Origin of the sequence: Enterobacter soli, assembly GCF_964208575.1 — a bacterium.
Lineage (GTDB): Bacteria > Pseudomonadota > Gammaproteobacteria > Enterobacterales > Enterobacteriaceae > Enterobacter > Enterobacter soli_A.
This window is the reverse complement of the sequence record NZ_CAXOFU010000009.1, coordinates 100,043-122,670: the sequence shown is the minus strand read 5'-3', so window position 1 is coordinate 122,670 and position 22,628 is coordinate 100,043. Positions and strand designations below refer to the sequence as shown.

At 55.6% G+C, this 22,628-nt stretch carries 21 protein-coding genes; 9 read left to right on the top strand and 12 right to left on the bottom strand.

Translation table 11 applies throughout. The features are described 5' to 3' along the window. Positions 1-24 precede the first annotated feature (24 nt). A complete protein-coding gene (locus tag AB6V08_RS11630) occupies positions 25-603 on the bottom strand; it encodes a fimbrial protein (protein WP_368542791.1) in 579 nt (192 codons plus the stop codon). Between the two features lie 1,100 nt (positions 604-1,703). On the opposite strand from AB6V08_RS11630, the gene lldP reads away from it, so the two are divergent. The 4 genes from lldP (at position 1,704) to trmL (ending at position 5,962) form a co-directional block, all read left to right on the top strand. Then, positions 1,704-3,359 carry an L-lactate permease gene (gene lldP / locus AB6V08_RS11625; protein WP_368542790.1) on the top strand — a complete coding sequence of 552 codons (1,656 nt, stop codon included), beginning with the start codon at positions 1,704-1,706 and terminating at the stop codon, positions 3,357-3,359. Next, the gene (gene lldR / locus AB6V08_RS11620) at positions 3,356-4,129 is read left to right on the top strand and encodes a transcriptional regulator LldR (protein WP_368542789.1); all 774 of its coding nucleotides are present in this window, start codon (positions 3,356-3,358) and stop codon (positions 4,127-4,129) included. Before lldP ends, lldR begins: the two co-directional genes overlap by 4 nt. Next, complete coding sequence (gene lldD, locus AB6V08_RS11615) at positions 4,126-5,313, top strand: FMN-dependent L-lactate dehydrogenase LldD (RefSeq protein WP_368542788.1); 1,188 nt, start codon at positions 4,126-4,128, stop codon at positions 5,311-5,313. The genes lldR and lldD overlap by 4 nt, the downstream gene beginning before the upstream one ends. A 175-nt stretch (positions 5,314-5,488) precedes the next feature. Further along, the gene (trmL, locus tag AB6V08_RS11610; RefSeq protein WP_368542787.1) at positions 5,489-5,962 is read left to right on the top strand and encodes a tRNA (uridine(34)/cytosine(34)/5-carboxymethylaminomethyluridine(34)-2'-O)-methyltransferase TrmL; all 474 of its coding nucleotides are present in this window, start codon (positions 5,489-5,491) and stop codon (positions 5,960-5,962) included. Here the strand turns inward: trmL and cysE are convergent. The 5 genes from cysE to AB6V08_RS11585 all read right to left on the bottom strand — a co-directional run bounded on the left by cysE (position 5,959) and on the right by AB6V08_RS11585 (position 9,070). Then, positions 5,959-6,780, bottom strand: coding sequence for a serine O-acetyltransferase (gene cysE / locus AB6V08_RS11605; protein ID WP_008502718.1), 822 nt, complete (start codon positions 6,778-6,780; stop codon positions 5,959-5,961). The two genes, trmL and cysE, sit on opposite strands and share 4 nt — an antisense overlap. A gap of 76 nt (positions 6,781-6,856) precedes the next feature. Next, positions 6,857-7,876 carry an NAD(P)H-dependent glycerol-3-phosphate dehydrogenase gene (gene gpsA / locus AB6V08_RS11600; RefSeq protein ID WP_368542786.1) on the bottom strand — a complete coding sequence of 340 codons (1,020 nt, stop codon included), beginning with the start codon at positions 7,874-7,876 and terminating at the stop codon, positions 6,857-6,859. Next, positions 7,876-8,343: a protein-export chaperone SecB gene (gene secB / locus AB6V08_RS11595; RefSeq protein ID WP_003860835.1), complete on the bottom strand. Its 468-nt coding sequence runs from the start codon at positions 8,341-8,343 to the stop codon at positions 7,876-7,878. Before secB ends, gpsA begins: the two co-directional genes overlap by 1 nt. Positions 8,344-8,375: 32 nt before the next feature. After that, complete coding sequence (gene grxC, locus AB6V08_RS11590; RefSeq protein WP_014068373.1) at positions 8,376-8,627, bottom strand: glutaredoxin 3; 252 nt, start codon at positions 8,625-8,627, stop codon at positions 8,376-8,378. A gap of 11 nt (positions 8,628-8,638) precedes the next feature. After that, the gene (locus AB6V08_RS11585; protein WP_368542785.1) at positions 8,639-9,070 is read right to left on the bottom strand and encodes a rhodanese-like domain-containing protein; all 432 of its coding nucleotides are present in this window, start codon (positions 9,068-9,070) and stop codon (positions 8,639-8,641) included. A 247-nt stretch (positions 9,071-9,317) separates the two neighbouring features. On the opposite strand from AB6V08_RS11585, the gene gpmM reads away from it, so the two are divergent. Genes gpmM through AB6V08_RS11570 form a run of 3 tightly spaced genes read left to right on the top strand, consistent with a single transcriptional unit; the run spans position 9,318 to position 13,091 of the window. Continuing rightward, complete coding sequence (gpmM, locus tag AB6V08_RS11580) at positions 9,318-10,862, top strand: 2,3-bisphosphoglycerate-independent phosphoglycerate mutase (protein ID WP_368542784.1); 1,545 nt, start codon at positions 9,318-9,320, stop codon at positions 10,860-10,862. Between the two features lie 33 nt (positions 10,863-10,895). Continuing rightward, complete coding sequence (envC, locus tag AB6V08_RS11575; protein WP_368542840.1) at positions 10,896-12,155, top strand: murein hydrolase activator EnvC; 1,260 nt, start codon at positions 10,896-10,898, stop codon at positions 12,153-12,155. 3 nt (positions 12,156-12,158) lie between these two features. Next, entirely contained in the window at positions 12,159-13,091 is a 933-nt protein-coding gene (locus AB6V08_RS11570) for a divergent polysaccharide deacetylase family protein (protein WP_368542783.1), read from the top strand. Positions 13,092-13,125: 34 nt separating this feature from the next. Here AB6V08_RS11570 and AB6V08_RS11565 read toward each other — a convergent pair whose 3' ends face one another. The 6 genes from AB6V08_RS11565 to kbl form a co-directional block, all read right to left on the bottom strand. Continuing rightward, positions 13,126-14,037 carry a capsular polysaccharide synthesis protein gene (locus AB6V08_RS11565; protein ID WP_368542782.1) on the bottom strand — a complete coding sequence of 304 codons (912 nt, stop codon included), beginning with the start codon at positions 14,035-14,037 and terminating at the stop codon, positions 13,126-13,128. Positions 14,038-14,057: 20 nt separating this feature from the next. Then, positions 14,058-14,906: a glycosyltransferase gene (locus AB6V08_RS11560; RefSeq protein ID WP_368542781.1), complete on the bottom strand. Its 849-nt coding sequence runs from the start codon at positions 14,904-14,906 to the stop codon at positions 14,058-14,060. A gap of 71 nt (positions 14,907-14,977) precedes the next feature. Further along, the gene (locus tag AB6V08_RS11555) at positions 14,978-16,234 is read right to left on the bottom strand and encodes an O-antigen ligase family protein (protein WP_368542780.1); all 1,257 of its coding nucleotides are present in this window, start codon (positions 16,232-16,234) and stop codon (positions 14,978-14,980) included. A gap of 69 nt (positions 16,235-16,303) precedes the next feature. Next, positions 16,304-17,884 (bottom strand): phosphoethanolamine transferase, encoded by a 1,581-nt coding sequence (locus AB6V08_RS11550; protein ID WP_368542779.1) that lies wholly within the window; start codon positions 17,882-17,884, stop codon positions 16,304-16,306. Between the two features lie 178 nt (positions 17,885-18,062). After that, positions 18,063-19,088 (bottom strand): L-threonine 3-dehydrogenase, encoded by a 1,026-nt coding sequence (gene tdh / locus AB6V08_RS11545; protein ID WP_108417303.1) that lies wholly within the window; start codon positions 19,086-19,088, stop codon positions 18,063-18,065. 9 nt (positions 19,089-19,097) lie between these two features. Next, positions 19,098-20,294 carry a glycine C-acetyltransferase gene (kbl, locus tag AB6V08_RS11540; RefSeq protein ID WP_242174418.1) on the bottom strand — a complete coding sequence of 399 codons (1,197 nt, stop codon included), beginning with the start codon at positions 20,292-20,294 and terminating at the stop codon, positions 19,098-19,100. Between the two features lie 341 nt (positions 20,295-20,635). Here kbl and rfaD point away from each other — a divergent pair, with 341 nt between their 5' ends. Together rfaD and rfaF are read left to right on the top strand one after the other, a co-directional pair. Beyond that, positions 20,636-21,568 (top strand): ADP-glyceromanno-heptose 6-epimerase, encoded by a 933-nt coding sequence (gene rfaD, locus AB6V08_RS11535; RefSeq protein ID WP_368542778.1) that lies wholly within the window; start codon positions 20,636-20,638, stop codon positions 21,566-21,568. Between the two features lie 12 nt (positions 21,569-21,580). Next, complete coding sequence (gene rfaF, locus AB6V08_RS11530) at positions 21,581-22,627, top strand: ADP-heptose--LPS heptosyltransferase RfaF (RefSeq protein WP_368542777.1); 1,047 nt, start codon at positions 21,581-21,583, stop codon at positions 22,625-22,627. The last annotated feature ends 1 nt before the right edge of the window (position 22,628 follow it).

Here is a 22,628-nt window from a genome sequence, read left to right as displayed (position 1 = left end):
CTGGAGGTGGCTAAACAAAGGAAATTAGTTGTAGACCATCAGGAAGTTGGAAACGGAATTCACATCACCGGCAGCAACTTCTGAACCATCTTTTGACAGCGCGGCGTAAAAAGTTAATTCCGCATCTCCGTCATTAGGTGTGGTTGTCTCTGATACCGTGCCCGGCTTAATGACGGTGCTACGATTGCTGTTATAGAGCTTCACGCCAACGCCGGACGCCATGCCGTCACCCGGCGTGACCTGCAGCAGCGTATCGTCAGAACTATCTTTGGTGCCATCAAACAGCACGGCTACCTTTTGCACGGCAGGAGGACAATTCTCAACGTTGATTTTAAATTCACGCGGTGTCGTTTCATTGTGCTCGTCAAAATAGTTTTTCGCCCAGGCACCGAGATCGACCGTTTTGCTCTTAGACGCAGGCGTAATATCGCAGGAAACCAGCGTAATTTTGCCGGTGAAATTAATCACGCCGCCGGTACCCTGAGTTCCTGCCCCGGTATCCAGGGAGGTGTCTACGCCAGAATCACTGCCCGCCAGTACCGGTTGAGCAGATAAAAGCAGGCCCGTTGCCGCAATGGCCAACGCCACATTTTTGAGTTTCATTTGAAAATGACCTTTCCTCTGTAAATTAAACAGATATAGATATGTTGTACCAGGTTATTTAACCGCTATAAGGAATCGAAAGGCGTCACCCATTGAGGGTATTAAGAGTTGGAGACGCGACCTCATAGAATAAAAAGAGTCCATCCCAATGTGACAATCCATGTGTTTGGCCCTGACAGATGATATTTCCTCAGAAAAAGAGGGGATATCTGCGGGCTCAATTAATAACCTGAATATGATTATTATGAGAAAATTCAATTCATCGAAAACATTGAATTTCATAAATAGTAGATCATTTATTTTTTAACGTCTACGCCCCGCAGGTGAGGAGAGCGGCGTAATATATGTCATCGGTTTCACAAAAATATAACAAAATTAACTCATTTTGGTTTGCAAAGAAAATAATGACCAATCTATTAGTTTCAGCAGAAATTTAAAAGTGAGAGATTGATCAATGTTTGATCAATTTTTATTGAATAAGTCTCGGGATAATTTTCCCGATATCCCCTCTGTAACTAATTTTTATTCTGAAAAAATGAGAATACACAGAACAAATGCGCACTGATCAGCAATTGATCGTTTGTAATATTATGTTAAAAGCCATGCGTGAAAATTACCTTAATTAAAATTTTTTGCTACAGCTTAGATTTAGCATTTTTAACCAAAAAAAATTTATTTTTCTGAAAAAAAGGCGTTTCCGCATACAAACAGGATATTATTTGATTTCTTGAATGCAACCTTAAAAATACATCTGCTTTACTTTATATAAAATAATCTTCAATTCTCATTATTCTTGTTAACCCTCCGCGGCGTAAAAAAATCCCCACTCACCGCCTGTTTTCCTGTCGATCCGCGCCGCGGCAGCCCGTAAAAACACACCGCGCGTTTGGTCCTACCAATTCAACCCCAAAACCGTCAAACGTTCACAGTTTCAGCAACTCAGATTACAAAACCATTGCCCACTCATAACATTTGGTTAACCATTCATTGTCATTAACCCTACATCACACTATTGGCAGGACCACTTTTACACAGGCTGTGACGCCGAGATGAGCGCAGACTCACCGCGAAGCTGACTGTGCGGTCCCCAGGAGACCTGCATGAGCCTCTGGCAACAAAACTACGATCCGGCCGGGAATATCTGGCTGTCGAGCCTGATCGCATCGCTCCCGATCCTGTTCTTCTTCTTTGCGCTGATTAAGCTCAAGCTGAAGGGCTACCTTGCCGCAACGTACACCGTTGCCATCGCCCTGCTGGTGGCGCTGTTCTTCTACAAAATGCCGGTGGATCGGGCGCTGGCCTCGGTGGTGTATGGCTTCTTCTACGGGCTGTGGCCGATTGCCTGGATAATCATTGCCGCGGTCTTCGTCTATAAAATCTCGGTGAAAACCGGGCAGTTCGACATCATCCGCTCGTCGATTCTCTCTATCACGCCGGACCAGCGCTTACAGATGCTGATTGTCGGCTTCTCCTTCGGGGCGTTCCTGGAAGGGGCGGCGGGGTTCGGCGCGCCGGTGGCCATCACTGCCGCGCTGCTGGTCGGTCTGGGCTTTAACCCGCTGTACGCCGCGGGACTGTGCTTGATCGTCAACACCGCCCCGGTGGCGTTTGGCGCGATGGGCATCCCGATTCTGGTGGCCGGACAGGTGACCGGGCTGGACAGCTTTGAAATCGGCCAGATGGTGGGCCGCCAGCTGCCGTTCCTGACCATCATCGTGCTGTTCTGGATCATGGCGATCATGGACGGCTGGCGCGGGGTGAAAGAGACCTGGCCTGCGGTGATGGTCGCGGGCGGTTCGTTCGCCATTGCCCAGTACCTCAGCTCGAACTTCCTCGGCCCGGAGCTGCCGGACATTATCTCTTCGCTGGTCTCTCTGGTGTGCCTGACGCTGTTCCTCAAGCGCTGGCAGCCGGTGCGTATTTTCCGCTTTGCCGATATGGGCGCTTCTCAGGTCGATCAAACCCTGGCGCGCACGGGCTACACCGCAGGCCAGGTCGTTCGCGCGTGGTCGCCGTTCCTGTTCCTGACCGCCACCGTAACCCTGTGGAGCATCCCGCCGTTTAAAGCGCAGTTCGCCCCGGGCGGCGCGCTGTACGACATGGTGATCAACATCTCCGTGCCGTTCCTCGACAAGATGGTCGCCCGTATGCCGCCGGTGGTTCACGATGCGACGCCTTACGCGGCGGTCTATAAATTCGACTGGTTCTCCGCGACCGGCACGGCCATTTTGTTTGCGGCTATCCTTTCTGTGGTGTGGCTGCGCATGAAGCCCGCCGACGCGGTGCAGGCCTTCGCCAGTACGATCAAAGAGCTGGCGCTGCCGATTTACTCCATCGGGATGGTGCTGGCGTTCGCGTTTATCTCGAACTACTCCGGTCTCTCCTCGACGCTAGCGCTGGCCCTGGCGCATACCGGCCATGCCTTCACCTTCTTCTCGCCGTTCCTCGGCTGGCTGGGGGTGTTCCTGACCGGGTCAGATACGTCGTCTAACGCCCTGTTCGCCGCCCTGCAGGCCACCGCCGCGCAGCAAATCGGCGTATCGGACGTGCTGCTGGTCGCGGCTAACACCACGGGCGGCGTGACCGGGAAGATGATCTCGCCGCAATCCATCGCCATTGCCTGCGCCGCGGTGGGACTGGTGGGGAAAGAGTCGGATCTGTTCCGCTTTACCGTTAAACACAGCCTGATATTTACCTGCATGGTGGGCGTAATCACCACCCTGCAGGCCTATGTCTTAACCTGGATGATTCCATGATAGTGATGCCCAGGCGCCTGTCCGACGAGATTGCCTCTCGCGTGCGGGCGCTGATTGAAGAACAACAGCTTGAAGCGGGCATGAAATTGCCCGCCGAGCGCCAGCTTGCCGCCCAGCTCGGCGTATCGCGAAACTCACTGCGCGAAGCGCTGGCGACGCTGGTGAACGAAGGGGTGCTGCTGAGCCGTCGCGGTGGCGGCACCTTCGTGCGCTGGCAGCACGATGACTGGTCGGAGCAAAACATCGTTCAGCCGCTCAAAACGCTGATGGAAAACGACCCCGACTACAGCTTCGATATCCTTGAAGCCCGCCACGCCATCGAAGCCAGCACCGCCTGGCACGCGGCGATGCGCGCCACCGACGCGGACAAAGAGAAGCTCAAAGCCTGCTTTGAGGCCACCCAGAGCAGCGATCCGGATATCGCGTCGCAGGCCGACGTGCGCTTCCATCTGGCCATTGCCGAGGCCTCGCACAACGTGGTGCTGCTCCAGACCATGCGCGGGTTCTTCGACCTGCTGCAATCCTCCGTGAAGCAGAGCCGCCAGCGCATGTATCTGGTGCCGCCGGTGTTTGCGAAGCTCACCGAGCAGCACGACGCGGTGCTTAACGCCATTCTGGACGGGGATGCCGATGCCGCGCGCAAAGCGATGATGGCGCATCTGGGCTTCGTCCATACCACCATCAAACGATTCGATGAAGATCAGGCCCGACAGGCGCGTATCACCCGCCTGCCCGGCGACAATGATATTTCCAGGGAGAACAAAGTATGATTATTTCAGCCGCCAGCGACTATCGCGCCGCCGCACAGCGCATACTGCCGCCGTTTCTGTTCCACTACATCGACGGCGGGGCCTATGCCGAACACACGCTGCGCCGCAACGTCGAAGACCTGTCGGACGTCGCGCTGCGCCAGCGCGTGCTGAAAAATATGTCCGACCTGAGCCTTGAGACAACGCTGTTCAACGAAACGCTCTCCATGCCGGTTGCGCTGGCGCCGGTCGGCCTGTGCGGCATGTACGCCCGCCGCGGCGAAGTGCAGGCTGCCGCCGCCGCAGACGCCAAAGGCATTCCGTTTACCCTCTCTACCGTGTCCGTTTGCCCGATTGAAGAGGTCGCGCCGACCCTCAAGCGCCCGATGTGGTTCCAGCTGTACGTGCTGCGCGACCGCGGGTTTATGCGCAACGCGCTGGAGCGCGCCAGGGCGGCGGGCTGTTCAACGCTGGTGTTTACCGTCGACATGCCGACCCCGGGCGCGCGTTATCGCGATGCGCACTCCGGCATGAGCGGCCCGAATGCCGCCCTGCGCCGCTACTGGCAGGCGGTAACCCATCCCCAGTGGGCGTGGGATGTGGGTCTGAACGGGCGTCCGCACGATCTCGGGAACATCTCGGCGTATCTCGGGAAGCCGACCGGGCTGGAAGATTACATCGGCTGGCTGGCGAACAACTTCGATCCGTCTATCTCGTGGAAAGATCTGGAGTGGATCCGCGAATTCTGGGATGGCCCGATGGTGATCAAAGGCATTCTCGACCCGGAAGATGCCCGCGACGCCGTGCGCTTTGGCGCTGACGGGATTGTGGTGTCTAACCACGGCGGACGCCAGCTTGACGGGGTGCTCTCCTCCGCGCGCGCGCTGCCGGCGATTGCTGATGCGGTGAAAGGGGATATCGCGATCCTGGCCGACAGCGGCATTCGCAGCGGGCTGGACGTGGTGCGCATGATTGCGCTGGGTGCCGACAGCGTGCTGCTGGGACGCGCTTACCTGTACGCGCTGGCGACCCACGGCCAGGCGGGCGTCGCCAATCTGCTGACCCTGATCGAGAAAGAGATGAAGGTGGCGATGACGCTGACCGGGGCGAAATCCATCGGCGAAATCAGCCAGGATTCGCTGGTGCAAGAGCTGCGTAAGCTGCCAGCGGCGCTGGCACCGCTGGCGCAGGGGGATGCGGCGTAAGGCGTTAGCTCAGCCCTCTCCTGCTGCGAGAGGGCTCCCCACAAAATAATGTTCGCACAGAATCATTCCCTCGCCCCTTTGGGGAGAGGGTTAGGATTAAAGGCGATCCCTTAGCCCACAGGAAGAGGCAAAAAATAAAATCTGCTATGCTTCCCACCGCAATTAAGGGGGCAGCATGCTTAACATCGTTTTATTCGAACCAGAAATTCCACCCAATACCGGCAATATCATCCGCCTGTGCGCGAACACTGGCTTTCGCCTGCATATCATCGAGCCCATGGGCTTTACGTGGGACGACAAGCGCCTGCGCCGCGCGGGGCTGGATTACCATGAATTTACCGCCGTGGTTCGCCATCAGGATTACGCCGCGTTTCTGGACGCCGAAAAACCGCAGCGCATGTTTGCCCTGACCACCAAAGGTACGCCAGCGCACAGCGCAGTGAGCTATCAGGAAGGGGATTATCTGATGTTTGGCCCGGAAACGCGCGGCCTGCCGGCCAGCATTCTCGATGCCCTGCCCGCTGAGCAAAAAATTCGTATTCCGATGATGCCGGACAGCCGCAGCATGAACCTGTCTAACGCGGTGTCGGTGGTGGTGTACGAGGCGTGGCGCCAGCTGGGATACGCTGGCGCCATTCTCAGAAGTTAAATGCCGTCACCATACTCGAACGTGTGGTGAATGCCGTTGAAGTGCTGATCCATATCCATCGACGGCTTATCGCTGTCTGGCTTGCCGACGATACGCGCCGGTACGCCAGCGGCGGTGGTGTGCGGAGGAACAGGCTGTAGCACCACAGAGCCCGCGCCGATCTTCGCGCCACGACCCACTTCGATATTGCCGAGGATCTTGGCACCCGCACCAATCATCACCCCTTCGCGGATTTTCGGGTGGCGATCGCCGCTGGTTTTGCCCGTACCGCCAAGCGTGACCGACTGCAGGATCGACACATCATCTTCAATCACCGCCGTTTCACCCACCACAATGCCGGTGGCGTGGTCGAGCATGATCCCGCGGCCAATTTTCGCCGCCGGGTGGATATCGACCTGGAAGGTCACAGAAACCTGGTTTTGCAGGAAGATAGCCAGCGCGCGGCGGCCCTCATTCCATAACCAGTGGCCGATGCGGTAGGCCTGAAGGGCATGAAAACCTTTCAGGTACAGCAGCGGCGTGGAATATTTATCGACAGCCGGGTCACGCGTGCGCACGGCCTGAATATCACAGGCGGCAGAGGCGATCATTTCCGGGTCTGCGGCGTAGGCCTCCTCCACCACTTCACGAATGGCGATGGCAGGCATAATGGAGGACGCCAGCTTGTTGGCGAGCATATAGCTCAGGGCGCTACCGAGGTTTTCGTGCTTGAGAAGCGTCGCGTGATAGAAGCTGGCAAGCATAGGCTCGCAGTCGGCCAAAGCCCGGGCTTCGGCTTTAATATTGTTCCAGACGATATCCAGTTCTTCACACGGCATTGCTTACTCCAGACGATATAGTAATGACCAGCCAGTTCTGCGCTGGCTGGGTCATTCAGGTGACAAAGGTTCCGGCTCAGTTGCTGCTGCGCTCGTCCTTGCGCGCACGACCTAATAAGGTCAATGCTGCCTCGCGCGCATTTTTTCCGCAATACAATACCTGATAAATTTCCTCGGTTATTGGCATTTCGACACCAAACCGGTGTGCCAGCTCGCGGACTTCTTTGGTATTGCGGTAGCCTTCAACCACCTGTCCAATCTTCTCCTGCGCGCCTTTCACATCGCTGCCCTGACCGAGCATCATGCCAAAGCGGCGGTTACGCGACTGGTTGTCGGTACAGGTCAGCACCAGATCGCCCAGACCCGCCATGCCCATAAAGGTGGCAGGATCCGCGCCCAGCGCTTCGCCAAGACGGGACATTTCGGTTAAGCCGCGGGTGATCAGCGCCGTACGCGCATTCGCACCAAAACCGATGCCGTCAGACATCCCGGCACCAATCGCAATCACGTTCTTCACCGCCCCGCCCAGCTGCACGCCGATGAAATCGGGGTTGCTGTAAACGCGGAAGCTCTTGCCGCAGTGCAGCAGGTGCTGGAGATCGTCAGAGAAAGCCTGATCGGTGGACGCCAGCGAAATGGCCGTCGGCAGACCAGCGGCCAGCTCTTTGGCAAAGGTCGGCCCGGAGATCACCGCCAGCGGAATGTCGTCGCCCAGCGCTTCGCGGGCAACGTCCTGCAGCAGGCGTCCGGTCTCCGCTTCCAGCCCCTTCGTCGCCCAGACAATGCGCGCATCAGGGCGCATCAGCGGCTTGATCTGGCGCAGCACTTCACCAAACACGTGGCTTGGCACCACGATCAGGATATTGCGGCTGGCGGCCAGCGCGGTGGCGAGATCGCTTTCCAGGTGCAGGGAATCAGGGAACGGAACGTCCGGGAGGAACGCCACATTGCAGCGGTCGTGTTGCAACGTCGCGATATGTTTAGGATCGTGGCCCCACAGGACCACATCGTGACCATTTCTCGCCAGCGTGATAGCAAGAGCGGTGCCGTAAGAGCCGGCACCGATCACAGTCATTGACGCATTAACAGTGCTCATCAGGCATCCTGATGTTGTTCAGCACCTTCGCCAGCCTGCTGTTGCAGATAGTTCATGAACAGCGCATCGAAGTTAACTGGCGCAAGGTTCAGTTGCGGGAATGTACCGCGAGAAACCAGGCTGGTGATGCATTCGCGAGCATACGGGAACAGGATGTTCGGGCAGTATGCACCCAGGCAATGCGCCATCTGGTTGCCTTCGATACCGCCGATGGAGAAGATGCCGCCCTGCTGTACTTCGCACAGGAATGCAGTTTCTTCGCCCAGAGACGCGGTAACGGTAACGCGCAGCACAACTTCATACACATCATCCGCCAGCTGGGTGGATGCGGTATCAAGATCAAGTTTAACCTCTGGCTGCCAATCTTTCTGGAAAACGTGTGGCGCATTTGGCGCTTCGAAAGAGACATCTTTGGTGTAGATGCGCTGAATCTGGAAAGTCATTTCGGTGTTGTTTTGTTCTGACATGGAAAAACCCTTTTTAATTGTCCTAAAGTCTCTTAGCGCAGCAGGGGATCGAGTCCACCACGCGCGTCGAGCGCATACAAGTCATCACAGCCGCCAATGTGCTGCGCATCAATAAAAATCTGCGGAACCGTCGTGCGACCACTACGTTGAATCATCTCTTCGCGTTTTGTTGCGTCACCATCGATCGGCAGCTCCTGGAAGGTAACGCCTTTGCTGTTCAGCAACGCCTTCGCACGATGGCAGAACGGGCAGGTTGCTTTGGTGTAGATCTCGATATTGGCCATGACTGAACTCCTTATTTACCGCGAACCAAAGGAAGATTTTCCCCGCTCCAGCCGGAAATGCCTTCTTTCAGTACAGATACGTTTTCAAAGCCAGCTTTGGTCAGCGCACTTGCGGATTCCTGAGCCTGCATACCTGTACCGTCAACAACGATAATAGGCTGGGCTTTGTGCTTATCCAGTTCGCCAATGTTGTTCGCTTTAATTTCAGCTGGCAGCAGGTTGATAGAGCCTGCAATGTGACCTTTACGGAAATCATCACGCTGACGCAGGTCGACAACGACGGCGTCTTCTTTGTTGATCAGGCGCGTGGCTTCACCGCGGGTAATGACCTTAATTTTAGACGTCAGGCCCTTAAAGGTGGTGAATAATACAGCGGCCAGAAGACCGATCCACGCGATGCTCAGTACCGGGTGGCGGCTAACAAATTGCATAATTTCTTGCATGGGGGGTAACAACTCCCGTCTTAGTGATTAAAAAAACCAGGACAGGAGTATACCTGTGCGTTGTGGCAAATACAGCCAGCGACAATAAGCTAATCCATTTTCTGCGGGATGCCACGAAAAAAAAGCCCGAAAATGACCTGAGAAGCGCCTTGCCCCTACGCATTCTTTGATCTTCCGCGGCTATTTGATCGATTCAGCTGTAGTAAAATTACGCAAATTTTTGACTCTTGAGCATGAGGTTGTCGCAATGTCGGTTTCTAAAAAACCTATGGTACTGGTGATTCTGGATGGCTATGGCTACCGTGAAGACAGCCAGGATAACGCTATTTTCAACGCCAAAACGCCAGTGATGGATGCACTGTGGGCGAAACGCCCTCATACCCTGATTGACGCCTCTGGCCTGGAAGTGGGTCTGCCGGACCGCCAGATGGGCAACTCCGAAGTTGGACACGTTAACCTGGGCGCAGGTCGTATCGTTTATCAGGATTTGACCCGTCTGGACGTTGAAATTAAAGAACGCACCTTCTTCTCCAACCCGACCCTGGCCGGTGCGGTAGATAAAGCCGTTGCGGCAGGCAAAGCGGTACACATCATGGGCCTGCTCTCCGCGGGCGGCGTACACAGCCACGAAGATCACATCATGGCGATGGTTGAACTGGCAGCAGAACGCGGCGCGGAAAAAATCTATCTGCACGCTTTCCTTGATGGCCGCGACACCCCACCACGCAGCGCGGAAGGCTCACTGAAAGCCTTCGAAGACAAATTTGCCGCGCTGGGCAAAGGCCGCGTGGCGTCAATCATTGGCCGCTACTACGCAATGGACCGCGACAACCGCTGGGATCGCGTTGAACAAGCTTACGACCTGATGACCCTGGCGAAAGGTGAATTCCAGTTCGCAACGGCGGTTGAAGGTCTGGAAGCCGCTTACGCGCGCGACGAGAACGACGAATTCGTTAAAGCGACCGTGATTCGTGCGGAAGGCCAGGCGGATGCCGCAATGGAAGACGGCGACGCGCTGATCTTCATGAACTTCCGTGCTGACCGCGCCCGTGAAATTACTCGTGCGTTCGTCAACAGCGATTTCGACGGCTTCGCCCGTAAGAAAGTGGTGAAACTCGACTTCATTCAGCTGACCGAATACGCCGCCGACATTAAAGCGCCATGCGCTTACCCACCGGCTTCACTGGAAAATACCTTCGGTGAGTGGATGGCGAAAAACGATAAAACCCAGCTGCGTATCTCCGAAACCGAGAAATACGCGCACGTCACCTTCTTCTTTAACGGCGGCGTCGAAGAGCCGTTCAAAGGTGAAGACCGTATCTTGATCAACTCGCCGAAAGTCGCGACCTACGATCTGCAGCCAGAAATGAGCTCTGCCGAGCTGACGGAAAAGCTGGTTGCGGCTATCGAAAGCGGCAAGTACGACACCATCATCTGTAACTACCCGAACGGCGACATGGTGGGTCACACCGGCGTGATGGAAGCGGCGGTTAAAGCGGTTGAAGCGCTGGATCGCTGCGTTGAGCAGGTTGCGAAAGCGGTTGAATCCGTTGGCGGCCAGCTGCTGATCACCGCCGACCACGGTAACGCAGAACAGATGCGCGATCCGGCGACCGGCCAGGCGCACACTGCCCACACCAACCTGCCTGTTCCGCTGATTTATGTCGGTGATAAATCACTGAAAGCGGTTGAAGGCGGCAAGCTTTCCGACATCGCGCCAACCATGCTGACGCTGATGGGTATGGAAATCCCTAAAGAGATGACTGGCAAGCCGCTGTTCATCGTGGAATAATCGCTCCCCATGAGGGGAAAGGCGATTTATTCAATCACATGGGTCGTGAAGCCGCTTCGGTTATCCGTCAGGGCCCTGTTTTACGCCAGCGCATTCAGCGCTGGCGTATTGCTGTGCGCGCCGTCTGCTCATGCGGACGACCGTGACCAGCTGAAATCCATTCAGGCCGATATCGCCGCCAAAGAGCGCTCGGTACGCCAGCAACAGCAGCAGCGTTCATCGCTCCTCGCCCAGCTTAAGCAACAGGAAGAAGCCATTTCCGCCGCCGCCCGCAAGCTGCGTGAAACGCAAAACACCCTCGCATTGCTCAATAAACAGATCGACGACATGAATGCCTCGATTGCGAAACTGGAGCGCCAGCGCGCCAGCCAGGAGCGCAATCTTGCGGCTCAGCTTGATGCGGCATTCCGTCAGGGCGAGCACACCGGCATTCAGCTGATCCTCAGCGGCGAAGAGACTCAGCGCGGTCAGCGCTTGCAGGCCTATTTCGGCTATCTGAACCAGGCGCGTCAGGAGACTATCGCCCAGCTGAAGCAAACCCGCGAAGAAGTGGCCTCGCAAAAAGCCGAGCTGGAAGAGAAGCAGAGCCAGCAGCAGACCCTTCTTTACGATCAGCAGGCCCAGCAGGCGAAGCTGGAGCAGGCGCGCAACGAGCGTAAGAAGACGCTTGCCGGGCTGGAGTCGTCCATTCAGGAAGGCCAGAGCCAGCTGAGCGAAATGCGCGCCAACGAATCCAAGCTGCGCAACAGCATTGCCCGTGCGGCAGCGGCCGCGAAAGCGCGCGCCGAGAAAGAGGCGCGAGAAGCGCAGGCCGTGCGCGACAAGCAGCAGGAAGCCTCCCGCAAAGGCACCACCTACAAACCGAGCGAAAGCGAGCGCTCGCTCATGTCCCGCACCGGCGGACTGGGCTCTCCACGTGGTCAGGCCTACTGGCCCGTTCGCGGTTCTATCCTCCATCGCTATGGCGAACAGCTCCAGGGTGAGCTACGTTGGAAAGGGATAGTTATCGGTGCGTCTGAAGGTAGCGAAGTAAAAGCCATCGCCGATGGCCGCGTGATCCTGGCCGACTGGCTGCAGGGTTACGGGCTTGTCGTCGTCGTGGAACACGGTAAAGGCGACATGAGCCTCTACGGCTACAACCAGAGCGCACTGGTCAGCGTGGGCACTCAGGTACGCGCAGGCCAACCCATCGCCCTCGTGGGCAGCAGTGGCGGTCAGGGCCGCCCGTCACTCTATTTCGAAATTCGTCGCCAGGGTCAGGCGGTCAATCCACAGCCGTGGTTGGGAAGATAAGTTTTGCTTCAATTTCGTCGAATGTTTTTCTCCGTCGTCAGCGCACTGGCGCTGGCTGCACCGGTATACGCAGGCAAGCTCGCCATTGTGATTGATGACTTCGGTTATCGCCCACACTATGAAAATCAGGTGCTGGCGATGCCGTCAGCGATCTCCGTCGCCGTCCTCCCGAATGCCCCGCACGCACGGGAAATGGCGACAAAAGCCCACAACAGCGGGCACCAGGTGCTGATCCACCTGCCGATGGCCCCTCTCAGTAAACAGCCGCTGGAAAAAGACACCCTTCGCCCGGACATGAGCAGCGATGAGATCGATCGCATTATCCGCGACGCGTACAACAAGGTGCCTTTCGCCGTGGGCCTGAATAACCATATGGGCAGCGCGATGACCTCCAGCCTGTACGGGATGCTGAAAGTCATGCAGTCGCTGGAGCGCTATAACCTCTATTTCCTCGACAGCATGACCATCGGCAACAGCCAGGCGATGCGCGCGGCGCAGGGCACCGGCGTGAAGGTCATCAAGCGCAAGGTGTTCCTCGACGATACGCAGAACGACGCGGATATCCGCGTTCAGTTCAACCGCGCGGTGCAGCTGGCGCGCCGCAACGGCTCCGCCATCGCTATCGGTCACCCGCATCCGTCTACCGTGCGCGTCCTGCAGCAGATGCTGCCGACGCTGCCTTCTGATATCACCCTGGTTCGCCCGAGCGACCTGCTCAATGAGCCGCAGGTGGATACCTCCACGCCGAACAGCGCCCGGCCCGGAAAGCCTGCCCCGCGCAATCCGTTCAGCGGCGTAATGAACTGCAGACCGAAGCAGCCGCTTGAGCCGGTTTACGCGACGCGATTCTTCTCCGTCGTGGGCGAGAGTATTAGCGAGAGCACGCTGGTGAAATACGTGCAGCAGCAATGGCAGGGCTGGGGCAAGAAGTCCTGATGGTAAAAAGCCACCTGTGAAGGTGGCTTTTTTGTCACTGGAGGCTGAAGGAGCCGTCGAGGATCTGGCTGTAGAGGGTGGGCTGACCGTTATCCGACGTCAGGTATTTTTCTTTGTGCGAAAGCTTATAGATGCCCACAGGATCGCGGCTTAACGCCGACATCGCCGCCGCATTCGGCGCGCCAGAGATGTACTGGCGGATCAGGAAACGGTTATTTCCGGTTACCGGCTGCGCGTTCATCATTTCACGGAAAGCCGGGTATCTCTCTCGGGCGTACAGGTAGCTGTAATCAATCAGGAAATACTCAATCAGGGTATCGTGATGCTGCCAGTAGCGATAAAGAATATCGCGGACGAGTTTCACCAGCGAATTACCCTTTTGCGCCGCCAGAAAATAGGCCGTCCAGTATCCCTGGCTCAGCGCATTTTCCTGCGCGTCAAAACGCAGCGACGAGAAGGTCTTTTCATAGAAGGACTCCGGCACGGCTTTGGTCATAAAGACCGTGGCGTCCATCCAGATACCGCCGTACTGAAAGAGCAAAGAGCAGCGCACGATATCTGAATATTGCGCCTTACTGATAAGCCCCGCCTGGTATTTCGTTTTAACGTGTTCCGGCAATGAGAGATAGTCAGGAATATTGTCATCCGTCAGGATAACAACCTGCGCATCCGGGGCATTGCGCTTGACCGACGCAATACAGCGTTTCACCAGTTCAGGCGCGCTTTCCAGCCCCTGAAACCAGCAGATCCAGATGATGCGCGAGGGCGCGGGGGCAGCCTCGCTGGCGGATTCCGGCTGGACGCCAAGCGCGTCGATAACGCCAAAGATCGTCGCTTTCTTCTTCTGCTCGAAGTGCATCGCGGCACGCTGAAAAAGAGAAAGCCCGGTTTTCTTGTGCCAGCGCCGCGTTTTCTTGATCAGTTTATTAATCAGGTTGAGATTCATCTTTCCACCCTTGCGCACGCTCAGAACATCTCTTTTAACGTACGGCGTAGCAACTTCATTCTTAACTTAGCGTCTTTCTTGCGGCCACGTAATAAGCCGTTCATGCGCGAGGATGTAAACCCACGAAATGACATTAGCTGGAACAGGTTATTACTTTTTGTCGTTTCAGACATATGCTGGCGATATTTAAAATAGAGCTTGCGATACGCGTTGTATTTTTTAATTTGCGAAGTAATTCGGTTGCTGCCGTGTTCGGCGTCCACCATTGCGGTGCTAAAGCTGTATTTAATGCCCGGGCCGTATTTCAGGATTAATTTGATCCAGACATCGCGATCCTGCTGCTGCTTAATTTCCGGAGAAAAGCCGCCAACGCCCAGTAATTTTTCCCGGGTTGTCAGCACCTGATTGCCGACCACGTTTTCACAGAGAATATCCTGTAAGCCAATGATTCTTTTCTCATTGGTGTCCGGGTAGGTGCGGTGAGTTTTGTCCAGACGCGCGGGAGTGTCCGTGACGAAGGCGTACTTTTCATCGTAACGCGCAACCAGCTTCGCCAGACGCTCGGGCAGGAAGTAGTCGTCATCATCCAGACCCGTCACATACACGCCGTGCGAGAGCGCGTAGCCGCGGTTACGGCTGAAGTTCGAGCCGCTGTTTTTCTCATTGCGTTCATAGGTGAAATGCACAAAACGCGCTTCACACTCGGGACGCAGACGCTCGATAAGCTGAGTCGTTTTTTCGTTCGAACAGTCATCAACAATAATCAATTCTACGGCAGGCCAGGTCTGATCAATTACTGAGCGAACGGCACGTTCCAGCAAATCTTCTCTGTTGTAGGTGGTGATGATTACTGAAATCAGTTCGTTCATGGCGGGCTCGTCTGTTAAATGACATTTTTCCACCGGGAGAATACCTTTTTCCCGGTGGAGAATCAAAACGCTTACTTTATGACATCACGGTGTTTGTTTTGTTCGAGGAAGACAATCGACATTATTAACGTCAACATCCAGGCAACCGGCGTGGTTTTAGAATAGAACATCACGCCGCTGATCCCAAACATCACGAATGAAACTAAGAACGCGCAGAGAATAATGCTGTTGAGCTTCCGGTAAGCATACCAGGCGAGGGAAATAACAAACAGGATATACAAAATGACGCCCGATGGACCTTTAACTGAAAGGGTTTCAACAATTTCATTATGCAGGTGCCCGTTCATATGATCCAACGCGCCGCGCAGACCTATATCTCTTTTAACTTCTGCAACGATAATAGCGTTTCGTTCGTCGGTTGATTGCCAGAAATAAAGACCTTTTGACGCAGTAAGGCCGGTTTCCCACATAGCAAGACGTGCGCCCATCGATGTTCTGGTGTCATCTTTATTATACGCAGCCATGTCACGGTTAAGGTCATTATATCGCTGCACCAGATTATCTTTCATCATGAAAGCACCTGCACACAATGCGAAAATGAAAACAGCTACGCCCTTCCACGGAATATGTTTCTCTTTGTAGAGCTTAACCACCAGCAGACCGAAGAAAATAATCGGATAGGCCAAAATAGCGGCACGCGTTTCGGTGGCGACCAATACCAGGAAGGTAGTGAAAAAATGCCCCAGAATAAGCAGCTCTTTCCATTTAGTCGTACTGTGTTGCAGCACCAGAATGGTGTAGAACGAGATAAATGCAACCGTATAGGCCGCCCCCGTCGCATCCGTACCGCCCGTCAGCGCCAGTGACACCCTTTTCGTTTCGAGGAACAAATGCTGATAGCCTGCATAGGCAATAATCATCACCTGTAGGGCAATGACAAGCAGGACATGAATCTTATTGCTGCCTGTTTTAAGCTGGCTCTTGTTCGCAAAAACAAAGATTGCAAAGGCACCAAACAAACAGATTTTCCCGGCTTCAAGGTAGGCGCGATATGAGTTTATCGCCGCACTTTCCACCTTGAACATTCGATACCACACCAAATCGCAAACGCCGATAATGAGCAGGATTAGGCACATCCAGAATGCGTCATTCTTCCTGAAATTTTTGATGTCCATTAAGAAAATAATGAGAGCCACAATTCCCGCCAGACTCAACACCTTAGCTGAAAAATTGGGTGAAACAATTACACAACCAAATGCTATCGCACACAGTCCAAAGAGTAATTGCAATAACGCAAACTGAACCCTTTCTTGTTTTACATTAATCATCATCATTCCATTTATACAAAAAACAACGCAGGCTAGCACACAACTCATCGCAAGTTGATCGCACCTGTGTTAACGAATATTGCGCCATTCATATGACTTTCCGGTCGTGTCCAGCACGGTGACATTCTTATTGTAACCGGCCAGCCAGGACTGCACGGTATTCACCGGCTCGCCCTGGCGGTGAATACCCAGCCACAGCTCCGCCAGCGTGTTGACGTCATCAGCGGACCAGGTTTTATCGTAATCGCCGAGCATTTTATTTTTAGAATCAACCTGCTGACCATACCAGATGAACATCGGGATATGCAGCGCCTCTCTCGGCGGGTTGACGTTGCCGTGGGAGTACACCACCGCGCGCTGCGGATCGCGCACCAGCCCGTGGTCGGAGAAGTACATCACCGACGAGCGGGAGTTTTCCAGCGTGCGGAAAATGTTGCCCATCAGCGTATCGGTATAACGCACCGAGTTGTCGTAGCAGTCGTCGGCTTCACCTGCGCCGTGTAAAACCGCCTGGTCCGCCGGGAAGCGACGACAGGCCGGTTCGTGGCTGCCGTAGATGTGCAGCACGATGAGCTTCTTGCCCGGCTTTTTCAGCGCCTCATTCAGCAGCGGCAGCAGGTCTTCATCGTAGCCCCCTTCCACCCACTGATGCTCTTTGGTGTTCATGGCGATGCCGGTGATGACGTTATTATGCGCCCCGCCCTTGCCCTGGCGGCTGAACCAGTAGGTGTCATATCCCGCTTTATTGGCGATGTTAATCACGTTATCGCTGTATTTATGCGGATCGCGACCGCTGACGGTATCCGCCGTCAAGGCTAACGGCACGGCCATAATGGTCACCGGCGCGGGGGTCACGGCGTTGCGGAAGAGTAAAAGCTGCGATTTCTGCTTAACAAGCTCCGGCGTGGTATCACGCGGATAGCCGTAGATCCCCATATTAACGGCACGCTCCGACTCACCGACGATAAGCACGTAGTTTTCGATGCCGGTATCCGAGAGCGTAATTTTATAATCGGGAATGTTGTTGCCGATATTGGCGACCACGGCGTTATCTTCAATCGCCTGCATAAAGACTTTTGCGGTGCTCACCGGCGTTGCCTGCACCACGCGCTGCGTCAGGCTTTCAACGTTGCTTTTTCTGAGCTGGTGTTGCCAGGCCTGGCCGAAAAAGGCGAGCAGCGTTAGGGCCAGAACAATGCCCGGCCAGCGGCGAAAACGGGGGGCAACCGGCCACCAGCCGGTGTTGGCGGTGTAAATAAATAACGCGGAGATCGCCACGAAAATAATGCATTCGCGCCAGTAAAGCCCGAGCATCGAGCTGGCTTCCCCCGGCGTTGTATTTAATACGCTGAGCGCAAAGCCATAGCTGAATGCGGAATTAAAGTTGTTCCACGCATAGAGCTGGAGAGTCAAATCTGCCGCCACCGGAATTAATAGCACCGCCGCCAGCACATTTCGAATAAGTTTATTATTGATGCATTTTAACGTCAGCAGGATTAATAAAAACACCAGCGTTCGGTTAATCACGGCATTATATTTTGCATTTAAAATATTCACGCCAACGACAATAAGCAGGGAAATGATAACAAAAATCGTCGTCGTGACCCGCGCAGGTGTAGCAACCAGTTTTTGCGAAAACAGTGTGGACATAATGACCTGATAAGCCTGGATAATTCTTTCCTGACGACATCAATCCGATTGCAAAAGATATCCGTGCGGAGAAGACAGGGTGGAGAAAAATTCGCCAAAAGTTAACAAGTAACCTCTGGAAAGTCAAACCACGAAAAGGGGTATTGGCACCCGATAATTCGGGTGCCAAATGTCAGCATTAATCCCAGCTCAGAATCACTTTACCGGACTGGCCTGAACGCATCGCGTCAAAGCCCTGCTGGAACTCATCGATGGAGAAACGATGGGTAATAATGGGAGACAGATCCAGACCCGACTGGATCAGCGCCGCCATCTTGTACCAGGTTTCGAACATCTCGCGGCCGTAAATGCCTTTGATGAACAGCCCCTTGAAGATGACTTTGTTCCAGTCGATAGACATGTCTGACGGCGGAATACCGAGCATCGCGATACGGCCGCCGTGGTTCATGGTGTCGAGCATGGTGCGGAACGCCGGAGGCGCGCCGGACATCTCGAGGCCCACGTCGAAGCCCTCGGTCATGCCCAGCTCTTCCATTACGTCGGTCAGGCTCTCTTTAGACACGTCCACCGCGCGGGTCACGCCCATTTTGCGCGCCAGAGACAGGCGGTATTCGTTTACGTCGGTGATCACCACGTTGCGTGCGCCGACGTGTTTCGCCACCGCCGCCGCCATGATCCCGATAGGGCCCGCGCCAGACACCAGCACGTCCTCACCCACCAGGTCAAACGACAGCGCCGTGTGGACCGCGTTGCCGAACGGGTCGAAGATAGACGCCAGATCGTCAGAGATGTTGTCCGGGATTTTGAACGCGTTGAAAGCCGGGATCACCAGGTATTCCGCGAAGCATCCAGGGCGGTTTACGCCCACGCCGACAGTGTTGCGGCACAGGTGAGTGCGCCCGCCGCGGCAGTTTCGGCAGTGACCGCAGGTGATATGGCCTTCGCCAGACACGCGATCGCCAATCTTAAAGCCTTTCACTTCCTGACCAATGCCGACCACTTCGCCGACGTACTCGTGGCCAACAACCATCGGCACCGGAATGGTCTTCTGCGACCACTGGTCCCAGTTGTAGATGTGCACGTCCGTACCGCAGATGGCGGTTTTACGAATTTTGATCAGCAGATCGTTATGACCGACTTCCGGCTCCGGCACGTCGGTCATCCAAATCCCTTCTTCCGCTTTCAGTTTGGATAACGCTTTCATCTCACGTCCTCAGGCAATCACGCCCAGCTGTTTACCGATGCGGGTAAAGGCTTCAACCGCACGTTCAATTTGTTCAGGCGAATGCGCCGCAGACATCTGGGTGCGAATACGCGCCTGACCTTTTGGCACCACCGGGAAGAAGAACCCGGTGACGTAAATCCCTTCTTTTTGCAGCTCGCGGGCAAATTTCTGCGCCACGACCGCATCGCCCAGCATCACCGGGATGATGGCGTGATCGGCACCGGCCAGGGTGAAACCTGCGGCGCTCATTTTTTCACGGAACAGGCGGGCGTTAGACCACAGGCGGTCGCGCAGCTCGGCGCCAGACTCCACCATTTCCAGCACCTTGATAGAGGCTGCAACGATGGCCGGTGCCAGGGAGTTGGAGAACAGGTACGGACGGGAACGCTGACGCAGCCACTCCACCACCTCTTTACGCGCGGCGGTATAGCCGCCGGACGCGCCGCCGAGTGCTTTACCCAGCGTACCGGTGATGATGTCCACGCGACCCATCACGTCGCAGTATTCATGGGAGCCACGGCCGTTTTCGCCGACGAAGCCCACCGCGTGGGAGTCATCGACCATCACCAGCGCATCGTATTTGTCCGCCAGGTCGCACACGCCTTTCAGGTTGGCAATCACGCCGTCCATGGAGAATACGCCGTCGGTGGCGATCAGCACGTGGCGAGCCCCCGCTTCACGGGCCTCTTTCAGGCGCGCTTCCAGCTCGACCATGTCGTTGTTGGCGTAGCGGAAACGCTTCGCTTTGCACAGGCGCACGCCGTCGATGATGGAGGCGTGGTTCAGGGCGTCGGAGATAATCGCGTCTTCTGCGCCCAGCAGCGTTTCGAACAGGCCGCCGTTGGCGTCGAAGCAGGAGGAGTAGAGGATCGCGTCTTCCATGCCTAAGAAGTTCGCCAGCTTTTGCTCAAGCTGCTTGTGGCTGTCCTGGGTGCCGCAGATAAAGCGCACGGAAGCCATACCAAAACCGTGGGTGTCCATGCCGTTTTTGGCAGCGGCAATCAGCTCTGGGTGATTCGCAAGACCTAAGTAGTTGTTCGCGCAAAAGTTGATCACGTGGCTGCCATCGGCAACGGTGATGTCCGCCTGCTGCGCGGACGTGATAATGCGCTCTTCTTTGAACAACCCTTCCGCACGTGCGGTGTCCAGGTCGCTGTTTAACTGTTTGTAAAAATCACCACGCATTGCAATTCTCCAGACTCGGCAAATTTCGGCACATATTACCCAAACCTATACTTCATGACGAGATGACACATTATCTCTTCTCGTTTTTGCAGCATAAATCACGCGTAACCTTTGCCGCATATACACAAAATCATTCAAGATGCATCAAGGCGGCAAGAGAAGAAATCCCCGGGAGCATAGATAACTATGTGACCGGGGTTTCTGAACGCAGCCAACGCCGAGGCAACTTGAAGGAAGAAGTGTATGTCGGTGAATGGCTGAAGGGCAGCCATACTAATGATATGATAGAAACATTAGCGTCCGGGATTGTCCCCGGGCTCCACACTTCAAAGGTTACAGTTATGATCATCGTTACCGGCGGCGCGGGCTTTATCGGCAGCAACATTGTTAAAGCCCTCAATGACAAAGGCATCACCGACATCCTGGTGGTGGACAACCTGAAAGACGGCACCAAATTTGTAAACCTGGTGGATCTGAACATCGCTGACTACATGGATAAAGAAGACTTCCTTATCCAGATTATGGCAGGTGAAGAGTTCGGCGAGATCGAAGCCATCTTCCACGAAGGTGCATGCTCTTCCACCACCGAGTGGGACGGCAAGTACATGATGGACAACAACTATCAGTACTCCAAAGAGATCCTGCACTACTGCCTGGAGCGTGAAATTCCGTTCCTGTACGCCTCGTCTGCCGCCACTTACGGCGGACGCACCTCTGACTTCATCGAATCCCGCGAGTACGAGCAGCCGCTGAACGTCTACGGCTACTCTAAATTCCTGTTCGACGAATACGTGCGTCAGGTTCTGCCAGAAGCCAACTCCCAGATCGTTGGCTTCCGCTACTTCAACGTCTACGGGCCGCGCGAAGGCCACAAAGGCAGCATGGCGAGCGTGGCCTTCCACCTGAACACCCAGCTCAACAACGGCGAAAGTCCAAAACTGTTCGAAGGCAGCGATGGCTTCAAGCGCGACTTCGTCTACGTGGGCGACGTGGCCGCCGTGAACCTGTGGTTCTGGGAAAACGGCGTGTCCGGCATCTTCAACCTGGGCACAGGCCGCGCGGAGTCCTTCCAGGCCGTGGCTGACGCAACGCTGGCGTACCACCAAAAAGGCAGCATTGAGTACATTCCGTTCCCGGACAAGCTGAAAGGCCGTTACCAGGCATTCACCCAGGCGGATCTGACTAACCTGCGTAAAGCGGGCTATGACAAGCCGTTCAAGACCGTCGCCGAAGGCGTAACGGAATATATGGCCTGGCTGAACCGCGACGCGTAAGGCAGACGACCAATGAGGATTCTGGTGGTTGGCCCTTCATGGGTGGGCGACATGATGATGTCGCAAAGTCTCTATCGCACGCTCAAGGCGCGCTTTCCCCAGGCGATAATCGACGTGATGGCACCCGCGTGGTGCCGTCCGCTGCTGTCGCGGATGCCGGAAGTTAACGACGCGATCCCGATGCCGCTCGGGCACGGGGCGCTGGAAATTGGCGAACGCCGCAAGCTCGGTCACAGCCTGCGCGACAAGCGCTACGACCGCGCCTACGTGCTGCCTAACTCGTTTAAATCCGCTTTAGTGCCCTTCTTTGCTGGCGTGCCGCACCGCACCGGCTGGCGCGGTGAAATGCGCTACGGCCTGCTGAACGACGCGCGCGTGCTGGATAAAGAGGCCTGGCCGCTGATGGTCGAGCGCTACGTGGCGCTGGCCTACGACAAAGGCGTGATGCGCAGCGCGAAAGATCTGCCGCAGCCGCTGCTCTGGCCGCAGCTTCAGGTTAACGACGGCGAAAAATCCCAGACCTGCAGCGCGTTTGGCCTCTCCTCAGAGCGCCCGATGATTGGCTTCTGCCCCGGCGCAGAGTTCGGCCCGGCGAAACGCTGGCCGCACTATCACTATGCCGAACTGGCGAAGCAGCTTATCGATGAAGGCTATCAGATTGTGCTGTTTGGCTCGGCGAAGGATCACGAAGCGGGCAACGAAATCCTCGCCACCCTGAGCAGCGAGCAGCAGGCCTGGTGCCGCAATCTGGCCGGGGAAACCCAGCTGGAGCAGGCGGTCATTCTGCTTGCCGCCTGCAAAGCGGTAGTCACCAACGACTCCGGCCTGATGCACGTCGCCGCCGCGCTCAACCGCCCGCTGGTTGCGCTGTACGGCCCGAGCAGCCCGGACTTCACGCCGCCGCTGTCGCACAAAGCGCGCGTCATTCGCCTCATCACCGGCTACCACAAGGTCCGCAAAGGTGACGCGGCAGAAGGCTATCACCAGAGCCTGATCGACATTACGCCAGCGCGCGTGCTCGAAGAGCTCAACGAACTACTGTTGAGCGAAGAAGGATAAC